Below are 18,132 nucleotides of genomic sequence, written 5' to 3'. Positions count from 1 at the left end.
CCTGTGGGCAACCGGGGACAGCGAGCAGCCGGAGCATGCCGGACAGGAGACGGATCGCAGGCGGCGCCCGGGCCGGGCGCCGCGCCGGGGGGCGCCGCACCGGAGCGCTCGCCGTCGTCGCCTGCCTGATGGGCGCGCCGGAGGCGCGGGCCTTCGACCTCTTCGGCCTGTTCGGCAGCGAGGAGGCGCCGCCCGTCCCCCGGCCCGACGCCCTGCCCTACGCCCTGCGCGTCCAGGGCGTCGAGGACGACGACCTGCGCACCGCCCTGGAGGATGCCTCGAGCCTCCACCGCCTGCGGGACGAGCCGCCGCCCGACGCCGAGGGCCTGCTGCGCCGCGCCGAGGCCGATGCCGGCCGCCTGCTCGACGTGCTCTGGGGCTACGGCTATTACTCGGGCACCGTCACGGTGCGGATCGAGGACGTCGTGCTCGGCGGCGAGGCGGCGGCCCGCGCCGCCCTGCGCGCGGCCGAGGCCGCCCGCGACCGCCGCCTCGTGGCGGTGCGGATCGCGATCGCGCAGGGCCCGCTCTACCGGCTGCGGCGGCTCACGGTGCGCGACGCCTCCGGCCTCCCCCTCGACCTGCCGGACCGCCTCACCCGCAGCGCCGACGAGTCCGGCCGCTCGGCCACGGTCCTCGCCCGGCAGGCCCGGATCGTCGATCACCTGCGCGCGCAGGGCCACCCCTTCGCCAGGGTGGTGCGGCTCGATCCGGTGGCGGACCACGCGGCCCGGGCGCTCGACGCGACGCTGACGGTCGATCCCGGGCCGGCGGCGCGGCTCGGCCCGGTGACGGTGCGGGGCGCGGCCGGCCTCGACCCGGCGGTGGTGCGCTCCTTCATCTACGCCGAGCCGGGCGATCCCTACTCCCCCGAGGCGATCGCCGGGATCCGCCGCTCGGTGACCCGCCTGGAGGCGCTCGGCGGCGTGCGGGTGCGCGAGGCCGACGGCCTCGACGCGGAGGGCCGGCTCCCGGTCTTCGTCGAGGTGAGCGAGCGGGCCCCGAACCTCCTCGGGGTCGCGGCGCGCTACTCCACGGTCGACGGGCCGGGCGTGCGGGGCTACTGGGCCCACCGCAACCTGTTCGGCGGCGGCGAGAGCCTGCGGCTGGACGCCGACCTGTCCTATCTGGGGCTCGGGCAGGATTACTACGCGCGGCGCCGCAAGCTCGCGGGCATCGAGACGAACGGCCTCGGCGGCCGGCTCGCCGCCACCTTCGTCAAGCCGGGCCTGCTCGGCACCCGCAACGACCTCGTGGCGGGCGCCTTCGTCGGCCGCGAGGTCCAGCAATCCTACTTCACGGACGCGGCCGGCGGCACGGTGGCGCTGCGCCACCGCTTCGGCGACGCGGCCTCGGTCCAGGCGGGGATCGAGGGACAGGTCGGCTCGTCCCGGGACGCGCTCGGCAAGGTCGATTACCGCCTCGTCGGCCTGCCGGTCTCGGTCGCCTACGACTCGACCGACAACCTCCTCGACCCGACCCGGGGGATCCGCCTCACCGCCGCGGCGACCCCCTATCCGGGCTTCCTCGGCTCGGATCCGGGGATCTTCCTCGCCAAGGCGCAGGGCTCCACTTACCTCGCCCTCGACGACGAGGCGCGCACCATCCTGGCGGCGCGGGTCGGCTTCGGCTCCATCACGGGGGCGAGCCTGGAGCGGATCCCGGCCTCGCTGCGCTTCTTCGCGGGCGGGGGCGGCTCGATCCGCGGCTATGCCTACCGCACGGTCGGCCCGATCGGTCCGTTCCAGCTGCCGATCGGCGGCCGCTCGCTCCTCGAAGGCTCGCTCGAGGCCCGCATCAGGATCACCGACACGATCGGCCTCGTGCCGTTCCTGGACGCCGGCACCGCCTTCGCGTCGAGCCTGCCGGATTTCGACGAGCGGATCCGCTACGCGGCGGGCCTGGGCCTGCGCTACTACACGGGCATCGGCCCGATCCGCGTCGACCTCGCGGCGCCCCTGAACCCCGACAAGGCGCTCAAGCAGCCGCCCGTCGCCCTGTACATCAGCATCGGGCAGGCCTTCTGATGAACGCTGCCTTCGCGGCCCGCGCCGGCCGCCTGCGCCGGGCGCTCCTCGCCGGCCTCCTCGTCCTCGCCCTCGCCCTCCCCCTCGCCCTCCTGGCGGCGCAGGGGCGCGGCCGCGCCGCCGAGGGCGAGACCACGATCCTGGGCGATCTCCTCTCCCGCGCCCTCTCGACGCCCGCCTCGCGGGTCTCGATCGGCGCCGTCGACGGCGCGCTCTCCTCCGACGCCACGATCCGCGACGTGGCCATCGCCGACCGCGAGGGCGTCTGGCTGCGCCTCGACCGGGCGCGGCTGATCTGGCGGCGCACCGCCCTCCTCGCCCGGCGCCTGGAGATCGACCGGCTGGAGATCGGCCGCCTGGAGGTGCTGCGCCGGCCCCTGCCGAACCCGGTCGCCACCGCCTCCGACGGCCCGCTCCTGCCCGACCTGCCCGTGAAGGTCGAGGTGAAGGCCTTCACCCTCGACGAACTCGGCCTCGGCGCGCCGGTGCTCGGCGAGGCCGCCCGCCTCGCCGGGGCGGGCCAGGCGCGGCTCGGCGACCCGGGCGAGGGGCTCGACCTCGCCCTCGGCATCCGCCGCCTCGACCGGCCCGGCACCGCGACGCTCCGACTCGCCTACGTGCCGGAGGGCCAGCGCCTCGACGTGAAGCTCGCCCACGACGAGCCGCAGGGCGGCCTCGTCGCGCGGGCCCTCGCCCTGCCGGGCCTGCCGCCCGTCACCCTCGACCTCGACGGGCGCGGCCCCCTCGACGCCTTCGGGGCGAGCCTCGCCTTCCGGGCCGGCGACGAGATCGGCGCCGAGGGGCGGGCCCGCATCGACCGGGTCGAGGCCGGGCGGCGCATGGTCCTGGACCTCGCCTCGCGCATCGAGGGGCTGGTGCCCGGGCCGGCGGCGGCGGTCTTCGCGGGCACGACCCGGCTCGACGGGGCGCTGCTGTTCTCGCGCGACGGCGCCTCCCGGATCGAGCGCTTCGCCCTCACCTCCCGGACCGCGACGCTCACCGCCGCCGGGGGCCTCGACGCGGCCGGACGGGCCGACCTCGCGCTCGCGGCCCGGGCGCTGCCCACCGAGGGCGGCGTCACCCGGACCGGCGCCGGCGAGGTCGAGGCCCTGACCTTCGACGGATCCCTCACGGGACCGCTCGCGGCCCCGGCCCTGCGCGGCACGCTGCGGGCCGCGGGCCTGCGCGCGGCGGAGAGCCGCCTTGCCAGGATCAGCGCCGACCTCGCGGTCGAGCCGCTGCCGAGGCTGCCGGCGGGCCAGTCCTTCCGCCTCGCGGCCGACGCGGCCTTCGAGGGCCTGCACCTCGCCGACCCGGCCCTGCGCCGCGCGGTCGGGCCCGAGGCGCGCTTTGCCCTGCGCGGCGAGCTGCGCCCGGACGGGGTGGCCGACCTCCGGACCCTCAGCCTCGAGGCGCCCGGGGCGAGCCTGCGCTACGCCGGCCGGCTCGGCCGCACCGAGGTGGCCGGGACCCTGCGGGCGGAGCTCGGCGACCTCGCCGCCTTCTCGCTGCTGGCCGGACGCCCGCTCGCCGGGCGGCTCTCCGCCTCCGCCCTCCTGTCGGGCGATCCCGGCCGCGGCGGCGTCGCGGCGGAGCTGGAGGCGGCGGGCGAGGGGCTCGCCCTCGGCACTCCCGCCCTCGACCGCAGCCTCGGCCCCGCTCCCCGCCTGAGCGGCCGCCTGACCCGCCTGCCGGACGGCTACGCGGTCGAGCGGGCGCGGCTCGAGGGGCGGGCCGTCAGCGCCACGGCGGAGGGCCGCGCCACCCTGGCGCAGGCGAACCTCGCCGCCCGGCTCGACCTCGCCGACCTCGCCGCGCTCCACCCGGACCTCGCGGGCGCCGCCCGCCTCGGCGCGACCCTCACCGGCTCGCTGGAGCGGCCCGACCTCGCGCTCACCGCCGAGGCGCCGCAGGGCTCGGCCCTCGGGCGGCCCCTGCGCGACCTCGTCCTGGCGGCGAATCTGCGCGACGTCACCGGCCGCCCGGACGGGACGCTCACCCTCTCGGGCCGGGTCGGGGGCAAGCCGCTCGCCGGGGAGGCCCACCTCGCCCGGCGGCGCGGCGACTGGGTCCTCGACCGCCTGGGCTTCAGCCTCGGCTCGGTGGAGCTGCGCGGCGCCGCCGCGATCGATGCCGGGAGCGGCCTCGCCGAGGGCGAGCTCGGCCTCAGGGCCGGCAGCCTCGACGACCTCTCGGCCCTCGCCCTCACCCGCCTCGCCGGCCGGCTCGATGCCGGGATCACCCTGGCGCGCCGCGACGGCCGCCAGGACGCGCGCGTCCGGGCGGCGGGCGAGGGGCTCCGGGCCGGGCAGATCGCCCTGGCGCGGCTCGACGCCGACCTCGCCGGCAGCGACCTGCGCGCGGCGCCGCGCCTCGACGGCCGCCTCGCCGCCGAGCGGCTGGTCGCGGCGGGCGAGACCGTCGAGACCCTGCGCTTCGAGGCGCGGTCCGCCGCGGAGGCGAGCGACCTGACGATCCAGGCGCGGGCGCGGGGCTTCCTCCTCGACGGGGCCGCCCGGCTGGAAGCCGGCCGGCCGGAGGCCGGCGAGGCCCCGCGCCTCGACCTCGTCCGGTTCGCGGCCCAGCGCGGCGGCGACCGCCTCGCCCTCGCCGGCCCGGCGACTTTGCGCCTCGACGGGCGCGACCTCGTGGTCGAGCATCTCGGCCTGGCGGCGGGCTCCGGCCGGGCGAGCCTCGACGGGCGGATCGGGCACCGGCTCGACCTGCGGGCGAGCCTCTCGGCCGTGCCGCTCTCCCTGGCCCGGCTCGCTGACCCGCGCCTCGCCGTCTCCGGCACGCTCGACGGGGAGGTCAGCCTCGCCGGGCCGGCCGGCAGCCCCGAGGGACGCTACGCCCTGCGGGTCGCCCGGCTCGCCACGCCGGAGACGCGCTCGGCCGGCCTGCCGCCGGTCGAGGCGCGCCTTCGGGGGGAGATCCGCGACGGGCGGGCGGGCCTCGACGGCACCGTCGCGGCCGGGCGGGGCCTCGCCGTGACCCTCGGGGGCTTCCTGCCGGTCGAGCCCGGCGGGCCGCTCGGCGTGACGGCCCGGGGCAGCCTCGACGCGGCGCTCGCCAACACGCTCCTCTCCGCCTCCGGCCAGCGCCTCGCCGGCCGGGTCGCCCTCGACGCCGAGGTGACCGGGCCCCTCGCGGCGCCCCGGGTCGGGGGCGGCGCCACGCTCACCGGCGGCAGCTTCACCGATCCGCTGCGGGGCATCCGCCTCGACCGGATCGAGGGCCGGGTCAGCGGGCGCGGCGACGCCCTGGCGATCGAGCGCCTCACCGCCGCCACCCGCAACGGCGGCACGCTGAGCGCGACGGGCCGGGTGGCGGTCGATCCCGGCGCCGGCTTCCCGGGCAACCTGACCATCCGGGCCGACCGCGCCGAGCTCGCCGCGAGCCCGCTGATGACGGCGGTCGCCGGGCTCGACCTCGCGCTCACCGGGCCGCTCGCGCGCACCCCGCGGATCGCCGGCCGGGTCGAGGTGATCTCGCTCGCGGTCGGCATCCCGGACCGCCTGCCCGCCACCGTCGAGCCCCTGCCGGGCCTGCGCCACGTCAACGTGCCGGAGGCCGAGCGCGGCCGCTTGGCCGCCCGGGCCCGGGAGCGGGCGCGGGCCGGACGCCGGGCCGCGCCCTTCGACGCGGCCCTCGACCTCGCCGTCTCGGTGCCCGGGCGCATCGTGGTGCGCGGCCGCGGCGTCGATGCGGAACTCGGCGGGTCGCTGCGCCTCACCGGCACCTCGCGGGCGCCGGTGGCGAACGGGAGCTTCGCGCTGCGCCGCGGCCGGATCCAGATCGTCGGCCAGCGGCTCGATTTCACCCGCGGCCGCGTCGGCTTCGCGGGCGACCTCACGGCGCCCGACCTCGACTTCGAGGCCCAGACCCAGGCCGGCGACGTGACCGCCCGCATCGCCGTGAGCGGCCCGGCCGACCGGCCGGTCTTCGCCCTCAATTCCGAGCCGCCCCTGCCGCAGGACGAGGTGCTCTCCCGCCTCCTGTTCAAGAAGGCCTCGGGCGGCCTCTCGCCCTTCCAGGCCCTGCAGCTCGCGCAGGGGGTGGCGCAGCTCTCCGGGAATGCGGGCGGGCCCGACGTGTTCGAGAGCGCCCGCAAGGGGCTCGGCCTCGACAGCCTCGACGTGCAGGCCGGGTCGAGGGGCGGCGCGGCGGTCGGGCTGTCGCGGGCGCTCGGGGACCGGCTCTCGGTCGGGGTGAAGGCCGGCGCCCGGCCGGAGGACAGCGCCGCCACGCTCACCTACGACGTGACCGGGCGCATCAAGGTCCAGGGCGAGGCCGGGGCGAACGGCGCCGCCGCGCTCGGCGTCGGGGCTGAATGGGAATATTGAGCCACGGCCGCAGGTGCGGCCCGTTCTTCCCGAGGAACGGCAGGCGCCGGCGGACCCGCTTAAGCCATCCTTAGACGGTCTGACCTAGGGTCAGTCGCATGGATGTGCTCGGAAAATTCATTCGCGCCCGCGGCGGTGCGGCCGCCGTCGAGTTCGCCCTGGTGGCGTCGATGCTGACGCTGATGCTCAGCTTCGTGCTGATCCTCGGCCTCAGCCTCTACGTCAATCAGGCCGTCGACCTCGCCACCGCCAAGGCCGCCCGCCAGATCATGACCGGAGCCGTGCAGTCGCAGGCGGCGCAGATGACGCCTTCGCAGTTTCGCGATCAGTTCGTCTGCCCGCCCCTGCCCGCGCTCGTCTCTTGCGACAGCGTGATCGTCAAGCTCTACAAAGTCGAAGTCAAAGCACGCATGGATAATTATTTCCGGTTTCTGACGGATGACTGGAGCTCCCTGAGAATTCCGCAGCCGCTGCCGGGAGACGACGTGTTCCAGCTCGGCATCCAGGGCGATTACCAGTACCTGCTGGTGATCTACCCGATGCCCCTGATCCCGCCGGGCCTCGCCAGCCTGCTGTCGAACCTCACCGCCGTCGCGAACGGCCGGCCGGCGCTCCTCGCGGTCGCGACCGCGGCCTTCCGCAACGAGCAGTACTGATGAGGTCCGCCGCCTCGCGCCTGCAGGGCTTCCGCCGGGACGGCCGCGCGATCGCGGCGGTCGAGTTCGCCCTGCTGCTGCCGCTGCTGCTGCTCATCATCCTGGGCGGGTTCCAGATCGCCGCCTACGCGGACAGCCTCAAGCGGATCGAGCGCATCCCGGCCGCGGTCGGCCAGATGCTGACGCAGGCTCCGCCGCCCGAGCGGTCCGGCTCGATCGCCCAGCTGGGCGCGGGGGAGATCGACGTCGTCATCAGCGCCGCGTCCGTGCTGTTCCCCTACGCCCTGCAGCAGGCGGCCCGGCGCGGCGCGCTCTGGTCCGACGTGATCTCGATCAACGCGGCCAGCGTGGTGTTCACGCCGACCGGGGCGATCTGCAGCGACCCGGCCGACCTGACCCGCTGCTTCACGGCGAGCCTCGCCTGGACGACCGGCCGCCGCGGACCCCACCGCGCCTGCGGAGCGCCGCTGCAGCCCGTCGACAACGATGCCCCGCCCGCGCCGGGCCGCCTGCCCCGCTCGCTGTTCGGGCCGGGCTCGGTGATCGTGGTCGACGTGGTGTTCACCTACGTGCCGGTCTTCGGCTCGTCCTTCGTGCCGCCGGTCCGCATCGCCCGCTCGGCCTATCTGCAGCCGCGCTACGCCAGCCAGATCACCGTCAACCCAACCACCAACGATGGGAGCATCCTCGTATGCTCGGGATCCTGAGGCGCCGCCGCGCGCGCGCGGCGGGCTTCGCCGGCGCGGCGTCCGGCAATGTCAGCCTCATCGTCGCCTTCTCGCTGATCCCCCTGATCGGGATGATCGGGCTCGGCGTCGATTACGGCATGGCGGTCGGGGCCAAGACGAAGCTCGACCACGCCGCGGACGCGGCGGCGCTCGCCGCCGTGGTCACCGCCAAGGCCTACGTGGCCGCCAACGCCAGGAACTGGAACGTCTGGGACATCGCCGTGGCGGAGGGCCAGGCCCGGGCGGCCAACGCCTTCGCGGTCAATGCCGGATCGGTGCCCTTCACGCATTTCGCCCTGGATCCGATCCAGCTCACGCGCAGCGGCCAGACCTTCGAGGCGACGGTGACCTACACGGCGACCGTGTCCAACAATTTCGGGCCGCTCTTCGGCATCCGCACCACCGCGGTCTCGGGCAGGGCGGTGGCGACGACCAGCGTGCCGAGCTACCTCGATTTCTATCTCCTGATCGACGTCTCGGGCTCGATGGGATTGCCCTCGACGACGGACGGGCAGGCGCAGCTCGCGGCCCTCAATCGGATCGACTTTTTCAAGGTTTATCAGCAGGGATGCCAATTCGCCTGCCACTTCCCGGGATTCGTCGGCTACGACCTCGCCGTGTTCAACAACATCCAGCTGCGGTCCGGCGCCGTGAACGTGGCGGTCTGCAACCTCATCAAGCGCGCCGCCCAGCCGGAAGTCGCCAATCAGTACCGGGTCGGGCTGTACCCGTTCATCACCCAGATGGGGACGCTCCAGGACCTGACGGCCGATACCAGCGCCCTCAACCTCAAGGCGGGCTGCGCCGCGTCGAACCCGATGGTGTTCACGCAGCTCCTCGACACGGGCGCCACCCAGCTCGACAGCAACGGCGATCCCTCGACTGGCGTGGGCAGTGGCGGCACGCATTTCGAGACGTCGCTCACGTCCATGCTGGCGACCATCAAGGCGAACGGCTACGGTGACGGCTCAACGCAAATCAAGCCGAAGCCTTTCGTCTTTCTGATCACGGATGGAATGCAGAACAACCAATGGTACTCTATACAGATAAATGGCAAACGCTACTATTCCGGATCTCCATCGAAATTCAGTGCATATCCCGACGCTAATTGGTCGCCGGGCGGATCCGATCCGGTTCCGATGGACTGGGGATACTGCGACACGCTCAGGCAAGCCGGCGTGACGGTGTCCGTCCTGCTGATTCCCTACATCAAGATCGATTTCACGTATGTGAAGAGCGACATCGCCGACGAGAACAACAAGGTCAACGGGTTCAGCTCGGGCCTGCCGGACGTCGCAAGGCAATGCGCCTCGCCGGGCTACTTCCAGATGGCGGACACGCCCGAGGCCATCGACAGGGCGCTCGACGCGATGTTCATGAAGGCGACCCAGGTCGCCCACCTGAAGGAATGAGGCCGGCTGCCTCGATCGCGCGGGATCGGGTGTCATGCGAGATCCGACCGATTGCGTCGCCATGCGGATGTCGGCGTCGCTCACGCGCCGCGCGGGCTTCTCATCCGCTGAACGGACGTGATCGTCCGGATAGCGGATCAGCTGCGGCGGGCGGTGAGGAGCGAGGCGACGAGGACGCCGAGCGCCACGGTGGCGATCAGCAGGGTCGAGATCGCGTTGATCTCCGGCGTCACCCCGAGCCGGACCTGGCTGTAGAGCCGCATCGGCAGGGTGGTGGCGCCCGGCCCCGAGACGAAGCTCGCGATCACGAGGTCGTCCATCGAGAGGGTGAAGGCGAGGAGGAAGCCCGCCGCCACGGCGGGCAGGATCAGCGGCAGGGTCACGGTGCGGAACACCGTGGCCGGGGAGGCGCCGAGATCGGCGGCGGCCTCGAGGAGCGTCCGGTCGAGCCCGCGCAGCCGCGCCTGCACCACCACGGCGACGAAGCAGAGCGTGAAGGTGGCGTGCGCCGCCACGATGGTGAGGAGGCCGCGGTCGATCCCGAGCGCCACGAAGAGCAGCAGCAGGGAGAGGCCGATGATGACCTCCGGCATCACCATCGGGGCGACGAGGAGGCCCGAGAACAGCGCCCGGCCCGGGAAACCGCCGCGCCGGTCGAGGGCGAGGGCCGCCAGCGTGCCGAGCACGGTGGCGAGGCTCGCCGAGGCGAGCGCGACCTTCAGGGTGGTCAGGGTGGCGGCGACGAGGGGCCCGTTCTCGGCGAGGCGCGCGTACCAGCGGGTCGAGAAGCCGCCCCAGACCGTGACGAGCTGGGAGGCGTTGAACGAGGCGGCGACGAGCAGCAGGATCGGCCCGTACAGGAAGGCGAAGCCCAGCACGAGCGCGGCCACGGCGAGGGGGTGCGGGCGGCTCACGGTCGCTCCATCTGGCGGGCCTCGGCCTCGCGGAACAGCACCAGCGGCCCGGCCACGATCAGCAGCATCACCACGGCCACCGCCGCGGCGAGGGGCCAGTCGCGGTTCGAGAAGAACTCGCTCCACAGGACCCGCCCGAGCATCAGCGTGTCGGCGCCGCCGAGCAGGTCCGGGACGATGAACTCGCCGATGATCGGGATGAAGCAGAGCAGCGCCCCGGCCGCGAGGCCCGGGGCCGAGAGCGGCAGGGTCACGGTCAGGAAGGCCGCTTCCCGGCTCGCCCCGAGGTCGCGGGCCGCCTCGATCAGGCCGCGGTCGAGGCGCTCCAGCACCGCGTAGAGCGGCAGCACCATGAAGGGCAGGTAGGCGTAGACGATGCCGATCAGGATCGCGGCCGGCGTGTTCAGGATCGTCAGCGGCTGGGCGACGAGGCCCAGCGCCAGCAGGGCCTGGTTGAGGAAGCCGTCCGCCTTCAGGATCGCGATCCAGGCGTAGACCCGGATCAGGAAGCTCGTCCAGAACGGGATCACCATCAGGGCGACGAGGAGCGGCTGCAGGCGCCGGGGCGCCCGCGCCATGCCGTAGGCGATCGGGTAGCCGACGAGGGCGAGGAGGAGCGTCGCGGCGAGCGCGATCCACAGGGAGGTCAGCGCCGCGTCGAGGTAGAGCGGGTCGGCCGCGAGGGTGCGGTAATTCTCGAAGTCGAGGGCGGCGAGGAAGTCGGACCAGCCGGCCACCCCGGCGTCCCAGTCGAGCACCGGGGTGTAGGGCGGCAGCGCGGTGGCGGGGTCCGAGAGGCTGATCTTGAGGACGATCAGGAAGGGCAGCCCGAAGAACGCGAGAAGCCAGGCGAAGGGCAGGGCCGGCACGGCCGCCCGGGCGAGGGCGTCGCGCAGGCGCCGCCCCGGACGGGCATCGCGGCGGGCATCGGGGCGGCGCGGGGGCCGGCTCACGCGGGCACCAGGGCGGCGGCCTCGGGCGCGAAGCCGAGCCGCACCGCGAGGCCCGGGGCCAAGCCCGGTGCCCCCGCCGGCAGCGCGGCCCGCCATTCCCGCCCGTCGCCGAGCCGCACCCGGTAGACGATCTTCTCGCCCAGGTAGGTCGCGTCCGTGAGGGTGGCGGGGATCCCCTCCCCGTCCGGGCGCAGGACGACGCGCTCGGGGCGCAGCGCCAGCGCGGCCGCGGCCCCCTCCGGCCCGGCCCCGTGATGGTCGGTGCCGGCGAGCGGGCCGAGCGGCGTGTCGAGCCGGCGCGGGCCCGGCCCGCCGGGGCCGAGCCGGCCCTCGATCAGGTTCACGTCGCCGAGGAGCCCGGCGACGTAGCGGGTGGCGGGGCGCTCGTAGAGGTCCGCGGCCGGCCCGACCTGGACGAGGCGGCCGCGATCCATCACGCCGATCCGGTCGGCGAGCACCATCGCCTCCGGCGGGTCGTGGGTGACGACCACGAAGGTCGTGCGCAGCCGGCGCTGGATCGCCCGCAACTCGCCCTGGGTCTGCTCGCGCAGGGTGCGGTCGAGGGCCCCGAGGGGCTCGTCGAGGAGGAGCACGCGCGGGCGCTTGGCGAGGGCCCGGGCGAGGGCGACCCGCTGGCGCTGGCCGCCCGAGAGGCGGTCGGGCCGGCGCGCCTCGAACCCGTCGAGCTGGACCAGCCGCAGCATCTCGGCGACCCGCCCGGCGATCTCGCGCCGGCCGAGCCCCTCCCGGCGCAGGCCGTAGGCGACGTTGTCGGCGACGCTGAGATGCGGGAACAGCGCGTAGGACTGGAACATCATGTTGACCGGCCGGCGATGCGGCGGCACGCCGGTGAGGTCCTGCCCGTCGAGCAGGATGCGCCCCCGCGTCGGCGCCTCGAAGCCCGCGAGCATGCGCAGCAGCGTGGACTTGCCGCAGCCCGACGGGCCGAGCAGGCAGAAGAACTCGCCCGCCGCGAGGTCGAGGCTGACCTCCTCGACCGCCGGGATCGGTCCGAAGCGCTTGGTGACGAACTCGAAGCGGAGCTGGCCGGGCGCGGGGGCGGAGGAATCGGGCTGCAAGGTCGTCCGGTCGGGGCAGGAGAGCCCCTGTTACACGCAAGAACCCGGTCCGCCGTCAAGGCGCGGCGTCCGCCGCCGCGCCGGCCCCGGCGCGGCCCCTCACCGCCCGCCCACGCTCCGCCGCAGGGCGCCGTCGGTGATTCCCTGCAATTTGTCGTCGATGTCCCGGCGGAATCGCCGCGCGTCGTCGGCGATGAGCTGCATCTCGGCGCGCGCGCGCCGCTGCGCTTCCCTGACGGCGGCGTTTCCCTCCAGCGCGTTGCGCCGGTGCCCGGCGGCGTCGGGACCTCGCGAATCGTCGGTCATGCGCCCTCTCCGATCTGCTCCAACTGTACCAGAAGGGTCTCGAACGAGTCGATCGCGAGGCCCGTGACCGCGTCCCGGAAGTCGTCCAGGACCGCGTCGGGGGGGCGCTCGTTGGAGTCGATCGAGACGATGAAGGCGGGGCGCGCAGGGTCCGGCCGCCCGCGGCGGAATATGGGGATGCAGAGCGCCCAATCCATGTCCCGCCAGACCTGCTGCCTGCGATAGCGGTTCGGCCGACCCGGCAGCGCCACGGATTGCGGAAAGGGCACCGTGTGGAACTGCGCCCGACCGCTGGTTCAGGCCAGGCCCGCGACGGTGGCGTCGAGCGGCAGCAGGAGACGCTCGTCGAGATCGGCGTCGTAGCCGGCGCCGTAGCGCAGGCGAAGGGATCGCGCGTGGCCGTCATCCGGCATCGCCAGGGACACGCGCACCCGGCGCGGGCCGGCCCCGCGGCGCGAGGTGCCGTCCAGTCCGGCGAGGATGTCCTCGACCGCCCTCACCATCGTCTCGCAGGCGCGTCGGTACAGGCTCGGCCGCGCGAACAGGCGCAACTCCAGTTCGACATCCGCCGCGATCGTGGACTCGGCCACCTGCCTCAGGGCGGCCTGCCGGCCGAGGTCGAACTGAAGGACGTCGAGATCGGTTCTCAGGGTGATCAATTCCGACCGGCCGACCGCCCGCAGGTTGAGGATCCCGGACCCGAACAGGGCGGTCCGGATCGCGGCCGGCAGCCACGCCGCGCCGCCGAGCTCCTCGTTCTCCGGCACCTCCTCGGCGATCTCGAAGGCCAGGGTCACGGCATCCGGATCGAGGGCGCGCTCCTCGTCGAAGGGCCAGGCGGGCAGGTTCGAGACGATGCCGCCGTCGACGAACACGTCCGCGCCGATCCGCTGCGGCGCGAAGACGATCGGAATGCTGATCGAGGCCGCCACCGCGTCCGCGACGGCGATGTCGGGCGTCGTCTCCGCCGAGAAGAGCGTGAGTTGCCGCGTCGAGAGATTCGCTCCGACGATCTTGAGCGGCAGGAGATGCCCGCCGTCGAAGTCCCGCAGCCTCACGATCCGGTCCGGTTCCGCCGGGAACGCGCGCGCCGCGATGACCCGGCCGAGGGCGCCCTTGAAGCGCTCCAGGCGCGAGAGCCCGGCGAGCCCGGCCCGGATGCGCCGGAAGACGATGCCGCAGGTTGCGAGCCACAGCCCCCAGAGGATCAGCGCCGCGGCGACGTTCGCCATCGCGGCGCACAGGAACGAGCCGAGGAGGAGGAGGGTGACCGAGAGGGCCGCCGCGACCGCGACCCGCGCGAGGCCGCAGCGGAGCAACGCGCGCAGGCGCGCCACGCGCGCCCATCCGCCTTCCCCGAACAGCGCCGGCGCCGTGGACAGGGCCGCATCGATGCGGGCCAGTTCGTCGAGGATGGTGCGTCCGGTGATCGGGTCGGCCATGTCGTCGGCCGAGAAGCCGCTGGCCTTCAGCGCCGCCACGATGGCGCCGGCGGAGGTCCCGGCGACTCCGCGGATGTCCACGGCCCTGGTTTCGAGGGCCTTCAGGGCCCCTACGTGGACCAATCCCTTCGCGCCGCCCCCGGCGAACGCGACGAAGGCCGGAATCTCGGGCACGGGCCGATCCGCCATCGGCGCGCCTGCCTCGGCAGCCGTCTTCCCCAGAGGAAGCGCCGGATCTTTCGGGACGCGATTCGACACCGCACGATCGTGCGCCAGCGTGGCCGGACGGACAACCGCTCGTCCGGAGCCGATCTCCGGGAGCGAGGCATCGACGGCCGGGCGGACGCCGCCGCCCGTGGCGCGGGCCCGGCCGCCGGGCCGCTTTCGCGGTCGCTCTCCCCCGTTCGGGGGACGACGGCGCCGCGCCCGCCCGCTATGCCGGGACGTCTTCATCCGACACGCGACTTGAGCCCGCCCCGGCCCCGGCCAGGGCGGGCTCCCCTTCGCCCGGCACATCGACGCTCCGTCGGTGTCCGGGGTGCCGGTCCGATCCGGCGCTGTCGCGACGTGCGGATCGCGAGACCGCACGGATTCAGCCTCCGGACCCCGCCCGTCGGGACCCTTTTGCGGGATCCTCAGGACCCGCCGCGGGAGCGTCAGGACCCGCCGCAATGGGCCCGGATGATCCCGTCGAAGGCGGGGAACGGCTGTCCGGAGGCGCCGAAGGGCGAGAAGACCATGTCCTGCTCGGGCACGGCCGCGAAGGTCCGGAATTCCGTCGGCAGGCCGAGGCCGTCGCGGGTGCGGATCTCGCCGCACAGGATCACGGGCGGTCCCTCACGCCGCCGCAGGCGGCGCAGCTGCACCGCGGCGGGGTCGTGCGATTCGCCGTTGAGGTTGCGCAGGACCATGGCGAGTTCGGCGGGCGGGAGCGCCTCGCCGCTCCCGTCGACCACGGTCTGGGCCGATCCCGCCCCCGCGCAAAGGAGCAGCGTCGCCGCCCAGAGGAGGCGGAGCGTGCGCAATGCCATGGCGGGCCTCCGAGCCGGCCCCGAAGCGCCGTTCGTCCCATTCTCGCTCCCGCGCCGCGCGGAGGGAAGCCTTCCCGCGCCCGCGCCTCGGACCAAGGTGGGGGGCGGCGATATCTTGCCGCTGACGCGATCGGGCGCGTATTCGAGAGTTGACACGCGTCGATCCCGCGCCGCTGTCCTCGATCACGGTGGGATCCGCACTCTCCTCCCGAGACGTGTCGCGACTTGGCGTCTCTCTCCCGGGCGGGAGGGGGACGCCCTCTCGGCCCCTCACCCGTCGAGGATGACCCGGTTCGGCAACTCGTCCGGATCGCCCGGCCCGGCCGGCGCCGCGGCGGCGAGGCGCTCGCCGAGGCGCGCCAGAATCGCGACGAGGCCGGCCTCCGCCTCGCCGCGGCGCAGGGAGGCGGCGAGGTCGGCGAGGAGATCGGTCCAGGCCTGCGGCCCGATCCGCGCCAGCAGGCCCTCATCCGCCACGATCTCGGCGTGCCGCTCGGCCAGCGACAGGAAGAGGAGCAGGCCGGTGCGGCCGCGCGTGCGGGTGAGGCCCCGCGACCGGAAGGCGAAGAGCGCCGCCTCGCGCACCCGCGCCCGCCGCAGCGACCGGGGCACCAGGGCGAGGTGCAGCCGCTCCGACAGGCTGAGCGCCAGGATCAGCGCCACGGCGCCGGCCTGGGTCAGGAGGATCCGGCCCGCGCTCCAGGGCGTGAGCAGCAGGAGCGCCCAGGGCAGGAGGAGCCCGGCGAGGAGGGCCGCGGTGAGCACGAGGGAGCGGTAGCGCCCGGCGCGCGCGCTCACCATCACGACGATCTCGGCCGAGGTGCCGGCCTCCGCCCGCGCCACGGCCGCGGCGATCCGCGCGCAGGCCTCCGGGCCGAGGAGGTCGGCGGGCCTACCAGTCACCGGACGCTCCCCCGCCGCCCGAGGAGCCGCCCCCGCCCGAGAACCCGCCCGAGAAGCCCCCAGACGAGCCGCCCCCGCTCCAGCCGCCGCTCCAGCCGCCGGAGCCGGGGCCGGGCAGGACGACGAGTCCGCCGCGCCCGGCCCGGTTCATCCGCCACAGCACGACGATCACCACGAGGATCAGCAGGAGGAAGAGCAGGACCTGGGCGGGGTCGACCTCGTCGGAGCGCACCTGCGGCCTGCGCTGCCAGTCCTGCGCGTCGCCCGCCAGGATCGACAGGATGCCATCCACGCCGGCCTCGATCCCGCCCGCGAAGTCGCCGCTCTTGAAGCGCGGCGTGACCGCGCTCGCGATCAGCACCTTGGTGAGGGCGTCGGTGAGCGCGCCTTCGAGCCCGTAGCCGACCTCGATGCGCACCTTGCGCTCCCGCGGGGCCACCAGCAGGAGGACGCCGTTGTTGGTCTTGGCCTGACCGAGCTTCCAGCTGCGGAAGAGCTGGTTGGCGTAATCCTCGACGCTGGTGCCCTGCAGGCTCGGCACCGTCGCCACCACGACCTGGTCGGAGGTCTTGTCCTCGTGGGCCTTGAGCTTGGCATCGAGGGCGTCGCGCCGCGCGGGGCCGAGCAGCCCGGCCGCATCGACCACCCGGCCGGTGAGCGCCGGGAAGGACAGCTCGGCCGCGCGGGTGGCCGCCGGACGCAGCGCGGCGAGGAGCAGGATGCACAGGACGAGCCCGCGGAGGAGCCGCCCGCGGGGATCGGGCCGGATCGGCAGGGCAGCGGGCACGGCCCGGTGCCTAGAGCAGCACCCGATCACGTTGCAATCGGGTGCTGCTCTAGGTCTTTGATCTTGCCGCGTTTTCTGCGACGAACCGGCATCCACTTCGTCGGAAAATGCTCTAGAGGCTGCCATGGCCCGCAGACCGGTGTTGTGTCGCGTCAGCGACGTCCGGCCCACCAGGAGGCCGGACGCCGCGGATGGCGTCGCTGACGCGACCCTTCGGGCTGGCCGGGGTCGGGCGCCGGGTGCGTCGCCGCGCCTGGCCGGGAGCCCCGCTCCCGGCTGCACGCGGCTCCTGCCCGGCGCCCGACCCTGGCCAGCACAACACCGGTCTGCGGGCCATGGCAGCCTCTAGAACTTTACGTTCGGCGGGCGCGCGGCGTCGGGCGTCGCCGTGAAGGTCTCCATCGGCTTCGCATCGGGATAGAGGATCCCGGCGATCCAGCGCCCCGGGATCGTGCGCACCTCGGTGTTGTAGGCCCGCACCGCCGCGATGTAGTCGCGCCGCGCCACCGCGATCCGGTTCTCGGTGCCTTCGAGCTGCGATTGCAGGGCGAGGAAGTTCTGGTTCGACTTGAGGTCGGGGTAGCGCTCGACCGTGACCAGGAGCCGCCCCAGCGCCCCCGAGAGCTGGTTCTGCGCGTCCTGGAACTCCTTGAACTTCTGCGGGTCGCTGACCGTGCCGGCATCGACCTTGACGCTCGTGGCCTTGGCGCGGGCCTCGGTGACGCCGATCAGGACGTCCTTCTCCTGCTGCGCGTAGCCCTTCACGGTCTCGACGAGGTTCGGGATCAGGTCGGTGCGGCGCTGATACTGGTTCTGGACCTCGCTCCAGGCGGATTTCGCCTGCTCCTCCAGGACCGGCACCCGGTTGACGGCACCGCAGCCCGAGAGGCCGCCCGCCACCGCGACGAGGGCGAGGGCGCCGACGACCCGGGACGGCCAGATCCTGGACGGCGAAGTCCTGGACGGCGAAGTCCGGGACGGCCGAGATTGAGATGGCCGGGATTGAGATGGCCGGGATTGAGACGGCCGGGATTGAGACGGCAAGGAGCGGGCGTCCCGGACGCCCCCGTTCCGCTTCGCGCTCATGCCCTGCCCTCCTGCCGGATGCGCCCGGCCCCACCCGGAGCCGCCGCCTCCCGCTTGCCCGCGCCCGCGCGCAGCGTCAAGGCGCCGAGCCCGGGTGACAGACCGCCCGGGAAGGCGCAGTCTGGCGTCCGGTCAGGGGCGGCGAACGGCCCCGCCGGGGGGGCGAACGGAGGGCGGGATGCCACGCTACCATTTCGACGTGCAATCCGGATCGGGCGTCGTCTGTCAGGACTTTTTCGGGATCGACTGCCCCGACGACGCGGCGGCCCTGGCGCTCGCGCGCCACGGGGCCGGCTTCACCTCGCACGACGAATGCGCCCGCAACCCCCAGCTCGCCCGCTACCGCTTCGCGGTGACGGACGAGGCGCACCGCCCGCTCTTCACGGTGCCCTTCACCGAGCTGGAGCCCGATCCCCGGCCCCGGCGCAGCCGCGTGAACCTGGCCTGAGACGGGACGGGGGC

General features: G+C 74.4%; 16 protein-coding genes. 6 read left to right on the top strand and 10 right to left on the bottom strand.

Annotation, left to right across the window (positions count from 1 at the left end; all coding sequences use genetic code 11):
• Positions 1–128: 128 nt before the first annotated feature.
• The 5 genes from M446_RS30915 to M446_RS30895 all read left to right on the top strand — a co-directional run bounded on the left by M446_RS30915 (position 129) and on the right by M446_RS30895 (position 9,169).
• Positions 129–2,027, top strand: coding sequence for an autotransporter assembly complex protein TamA (locus tag M446_RS30915; protein ID WP_085984505.1), 1,899 nt, complete (start codon positions 129–131; stop codon positions 2,025–2,027).
• The gene (locus tag M446_RS30910; protein WP_012336027.1) at positions 2,027–6,373 is read left to right on the top strand and encodes a translocation/assembly module TamB domain-containing protein; all 4,347 of its coding nucleotides are present in this window, start codon (positions 2,027–2,029) and stop codon (positions 6,371–6,373) included. Before M446_RS30915 ends, M446_RS30910 begins: the two co-directional genes overlap by 1 nt.
• Positions 6,374–6,471: 98 nt before the next feature.
• On the top strand, positions 6,472–7,029 hold the full coding sequence (locus tag M446_RS30905; protein WP_012336026.1) for a TadE/TadG family type IV pilus assembly protein: 558 nt from the start codon (positions 6,472–6,474) through the stop codon (positions 7,027–7,029).
• Positions 7,029–7,736, top strand: coding sequence for a TadE/TadG family type IV pilus assembly protein (locus M446_RS30900; protein ID WP_012336025.1), 708 nt, complete (start codon positions 7,029–7,031; stop codon positions 7,734–7,736). The genes M446_RS30905 and M446_RS30900 overlap by 1 nt, the downstream gene beginning before the upstream one ends.
• Positions 7,721–9,169, top strand: coding sequence for a pilus assembly protein TadG-related protein (locus M446_RS30895; protein WP_012336024.1), 1,449 nt, complete (start codon positions 7,721–7,723; stop codon positions 9,167–9,169). Before M446_RS30900 ends, M446_RS30895 begins: the two co-directional genes overlap by 16 nt.
• Before the next feature lie 137 nt (positions 9,170–9,306).
• Here the strand turns inward: M446_RS30895 and M446_RS30890 are convergent, their stop codons facing one another.
• The 10 genes from M446_RS30890 to M446_RS30845 all read right to left on the bottom strand — a co-directional run bounded on the left by M446_RS30890 (position 9,307) and on the right by M446_RS30845 (position 17,526).
• Positions 9,307–10,083 (bottom strand): ABC transporter permease, encoded by a 777-nt coding sequence (locus M446_RS30890; RefSeq protein ID WP_012336023.1) that lies wholly within the window; start codon positions 10,081–10,083, stop codon positions 9,307–9,309.
• Complete coding sequence (locus tag M446_RS30885; protein ID WP_012336022.1) at positions 10,080–11,036, bottom strand: ABC transporter permease subunit; 957 nt, start codon at positions 11,034–11,036, stop codon at positions 10,080–10,082. The genes M446_RS30890 and M446_RS30885 overlap by 4 nt, the downstream gene beginning before the upstream one ends.
• Complete coding sequence (locus tag M446_RS30880; RefSeq protein WP_012336021.1) at positions 11,033–12,115, bottom strand: ABC transporter ATP-binding protein; 1,083 nt, start codon at positions 12,113–12,115, stop codon at positions 11,033–11,035. The genes M446_RS30885 and M446_RS30880 overlap by 4 nt, the downstream gene beginning before the upstream one ends.
• A gap of 99 nt (positions 12,116–12,214) precedes the next feature.
• Complete coding sequence (locus M446_RS30875) at positions 12,215–12,421, bottom strand: hypothetical protein (protein WP_012336020.1); 207 nt, start codon at positions 12,419–12,421, stop codon at positions 12,215–12,217.
• Entirely contained in the window at positions 12,418–12,618 is a 201-nt protein-coding gene (locus tag M446_RS30870) for a hypothetical protein (protein ID WP_043701808.1), read from the bottom strand. Before M446_RS30870 ends, M446_RS30875 begins: the two co-directional genes overlap by 4 nt.
• 99 nt (positions 12,619–12,717) lie before the next feature.
• Entirely contained in the window at positions 12,718–14,037 is a 1,320-nt protein-coding gene (locus M446_RS30865; protein ID WP_168169180.1) for a patatin-like phospholipase family protein, read from the bottom strand.
• 482 nt (positions 14,038–14,519) lie between these two features.
• A complete protein-coding gene (locus M446_RS30860) occupies positions 14,520–14,894 on the bottom strand; it encodes a hypothetical protein (protein ID WP_012336017.1) in 375 nt (124 codons plus the stop codon).
• 270 nt (positions 14,895–15,164) lie between these two features.
• Positions 15,165–15,797 carry a hypothetical protein gene (locus M446_RS30855; protein ID WP_012336016.1) on the bottom strand — a complete coding sequence of 211 codons (633 nt, stop codon included), beginning with the start codon at positions 15,795–15,797 and terminating at the stop codon, positions 15,165–15,167.
• The gene (locus M446_RS30850; protein ID WP_012336015.1) at positions 15,787–16,584 is read right to left on the bottom strand and encodes a TPM domain-containing protein; all 798 of its coding nucleotides are present in this window, start codon (positions 16,582–16,584) and stop codon (positions 15,787–15,789) included. The genes M446_RS30855 and M446_RS30850 overlap by 11 nt, the downstream gene beginning before the upstream one ends.
• A gap of 345 nt (positions 16,585–16,929) precedes the next feature.
• The gene (locus M446_RS30845; RefSeq protein ID WP_051086613.1) at positions 16,930–17,526 is read right to left on the bottom strand and encodes a LemA family protein; all 597 of its coding nucleotides are present in this window, start codon (positions 17,524–17,526) and stop codon (positions 16,930–16,932) included.
• Positions 17,527–17,848: 322 nt separating this feature from the next.
• Here M446_RS30845 and M446_RS30840 point away from each other — a divergent pair, with 322 nt between their 5' ends.
• Positions 17,849–18,118 carry a DUF6894 family protein gene (locus tag M446_RS30840; RefSeq protein ID WP_012336013.1) on the top strand — a complete coding sequence of 90 codons (270 nt, stop codon included), beginning with the start codon at positions 17,849–17,851 and terminating at the stop codon, positions 18,116–18,118.
• Positions 18,119–18,132: the final 14 nt, after the last annotated feature.

It is taken from the genome of Methylobacterium sp. 4-46 (genome assembly GCF_000019365.1).
Lineage (GTDB): Bacteria > Pseudomonadota > Alphaproteobacteria > Rhizobiales > Beijerinckiaceae > Methylobacterium.
Note: the sequence above shows the minus strand (reverse complement) of the source record. Positions and strands in the feature narration are given on the sequence as shown.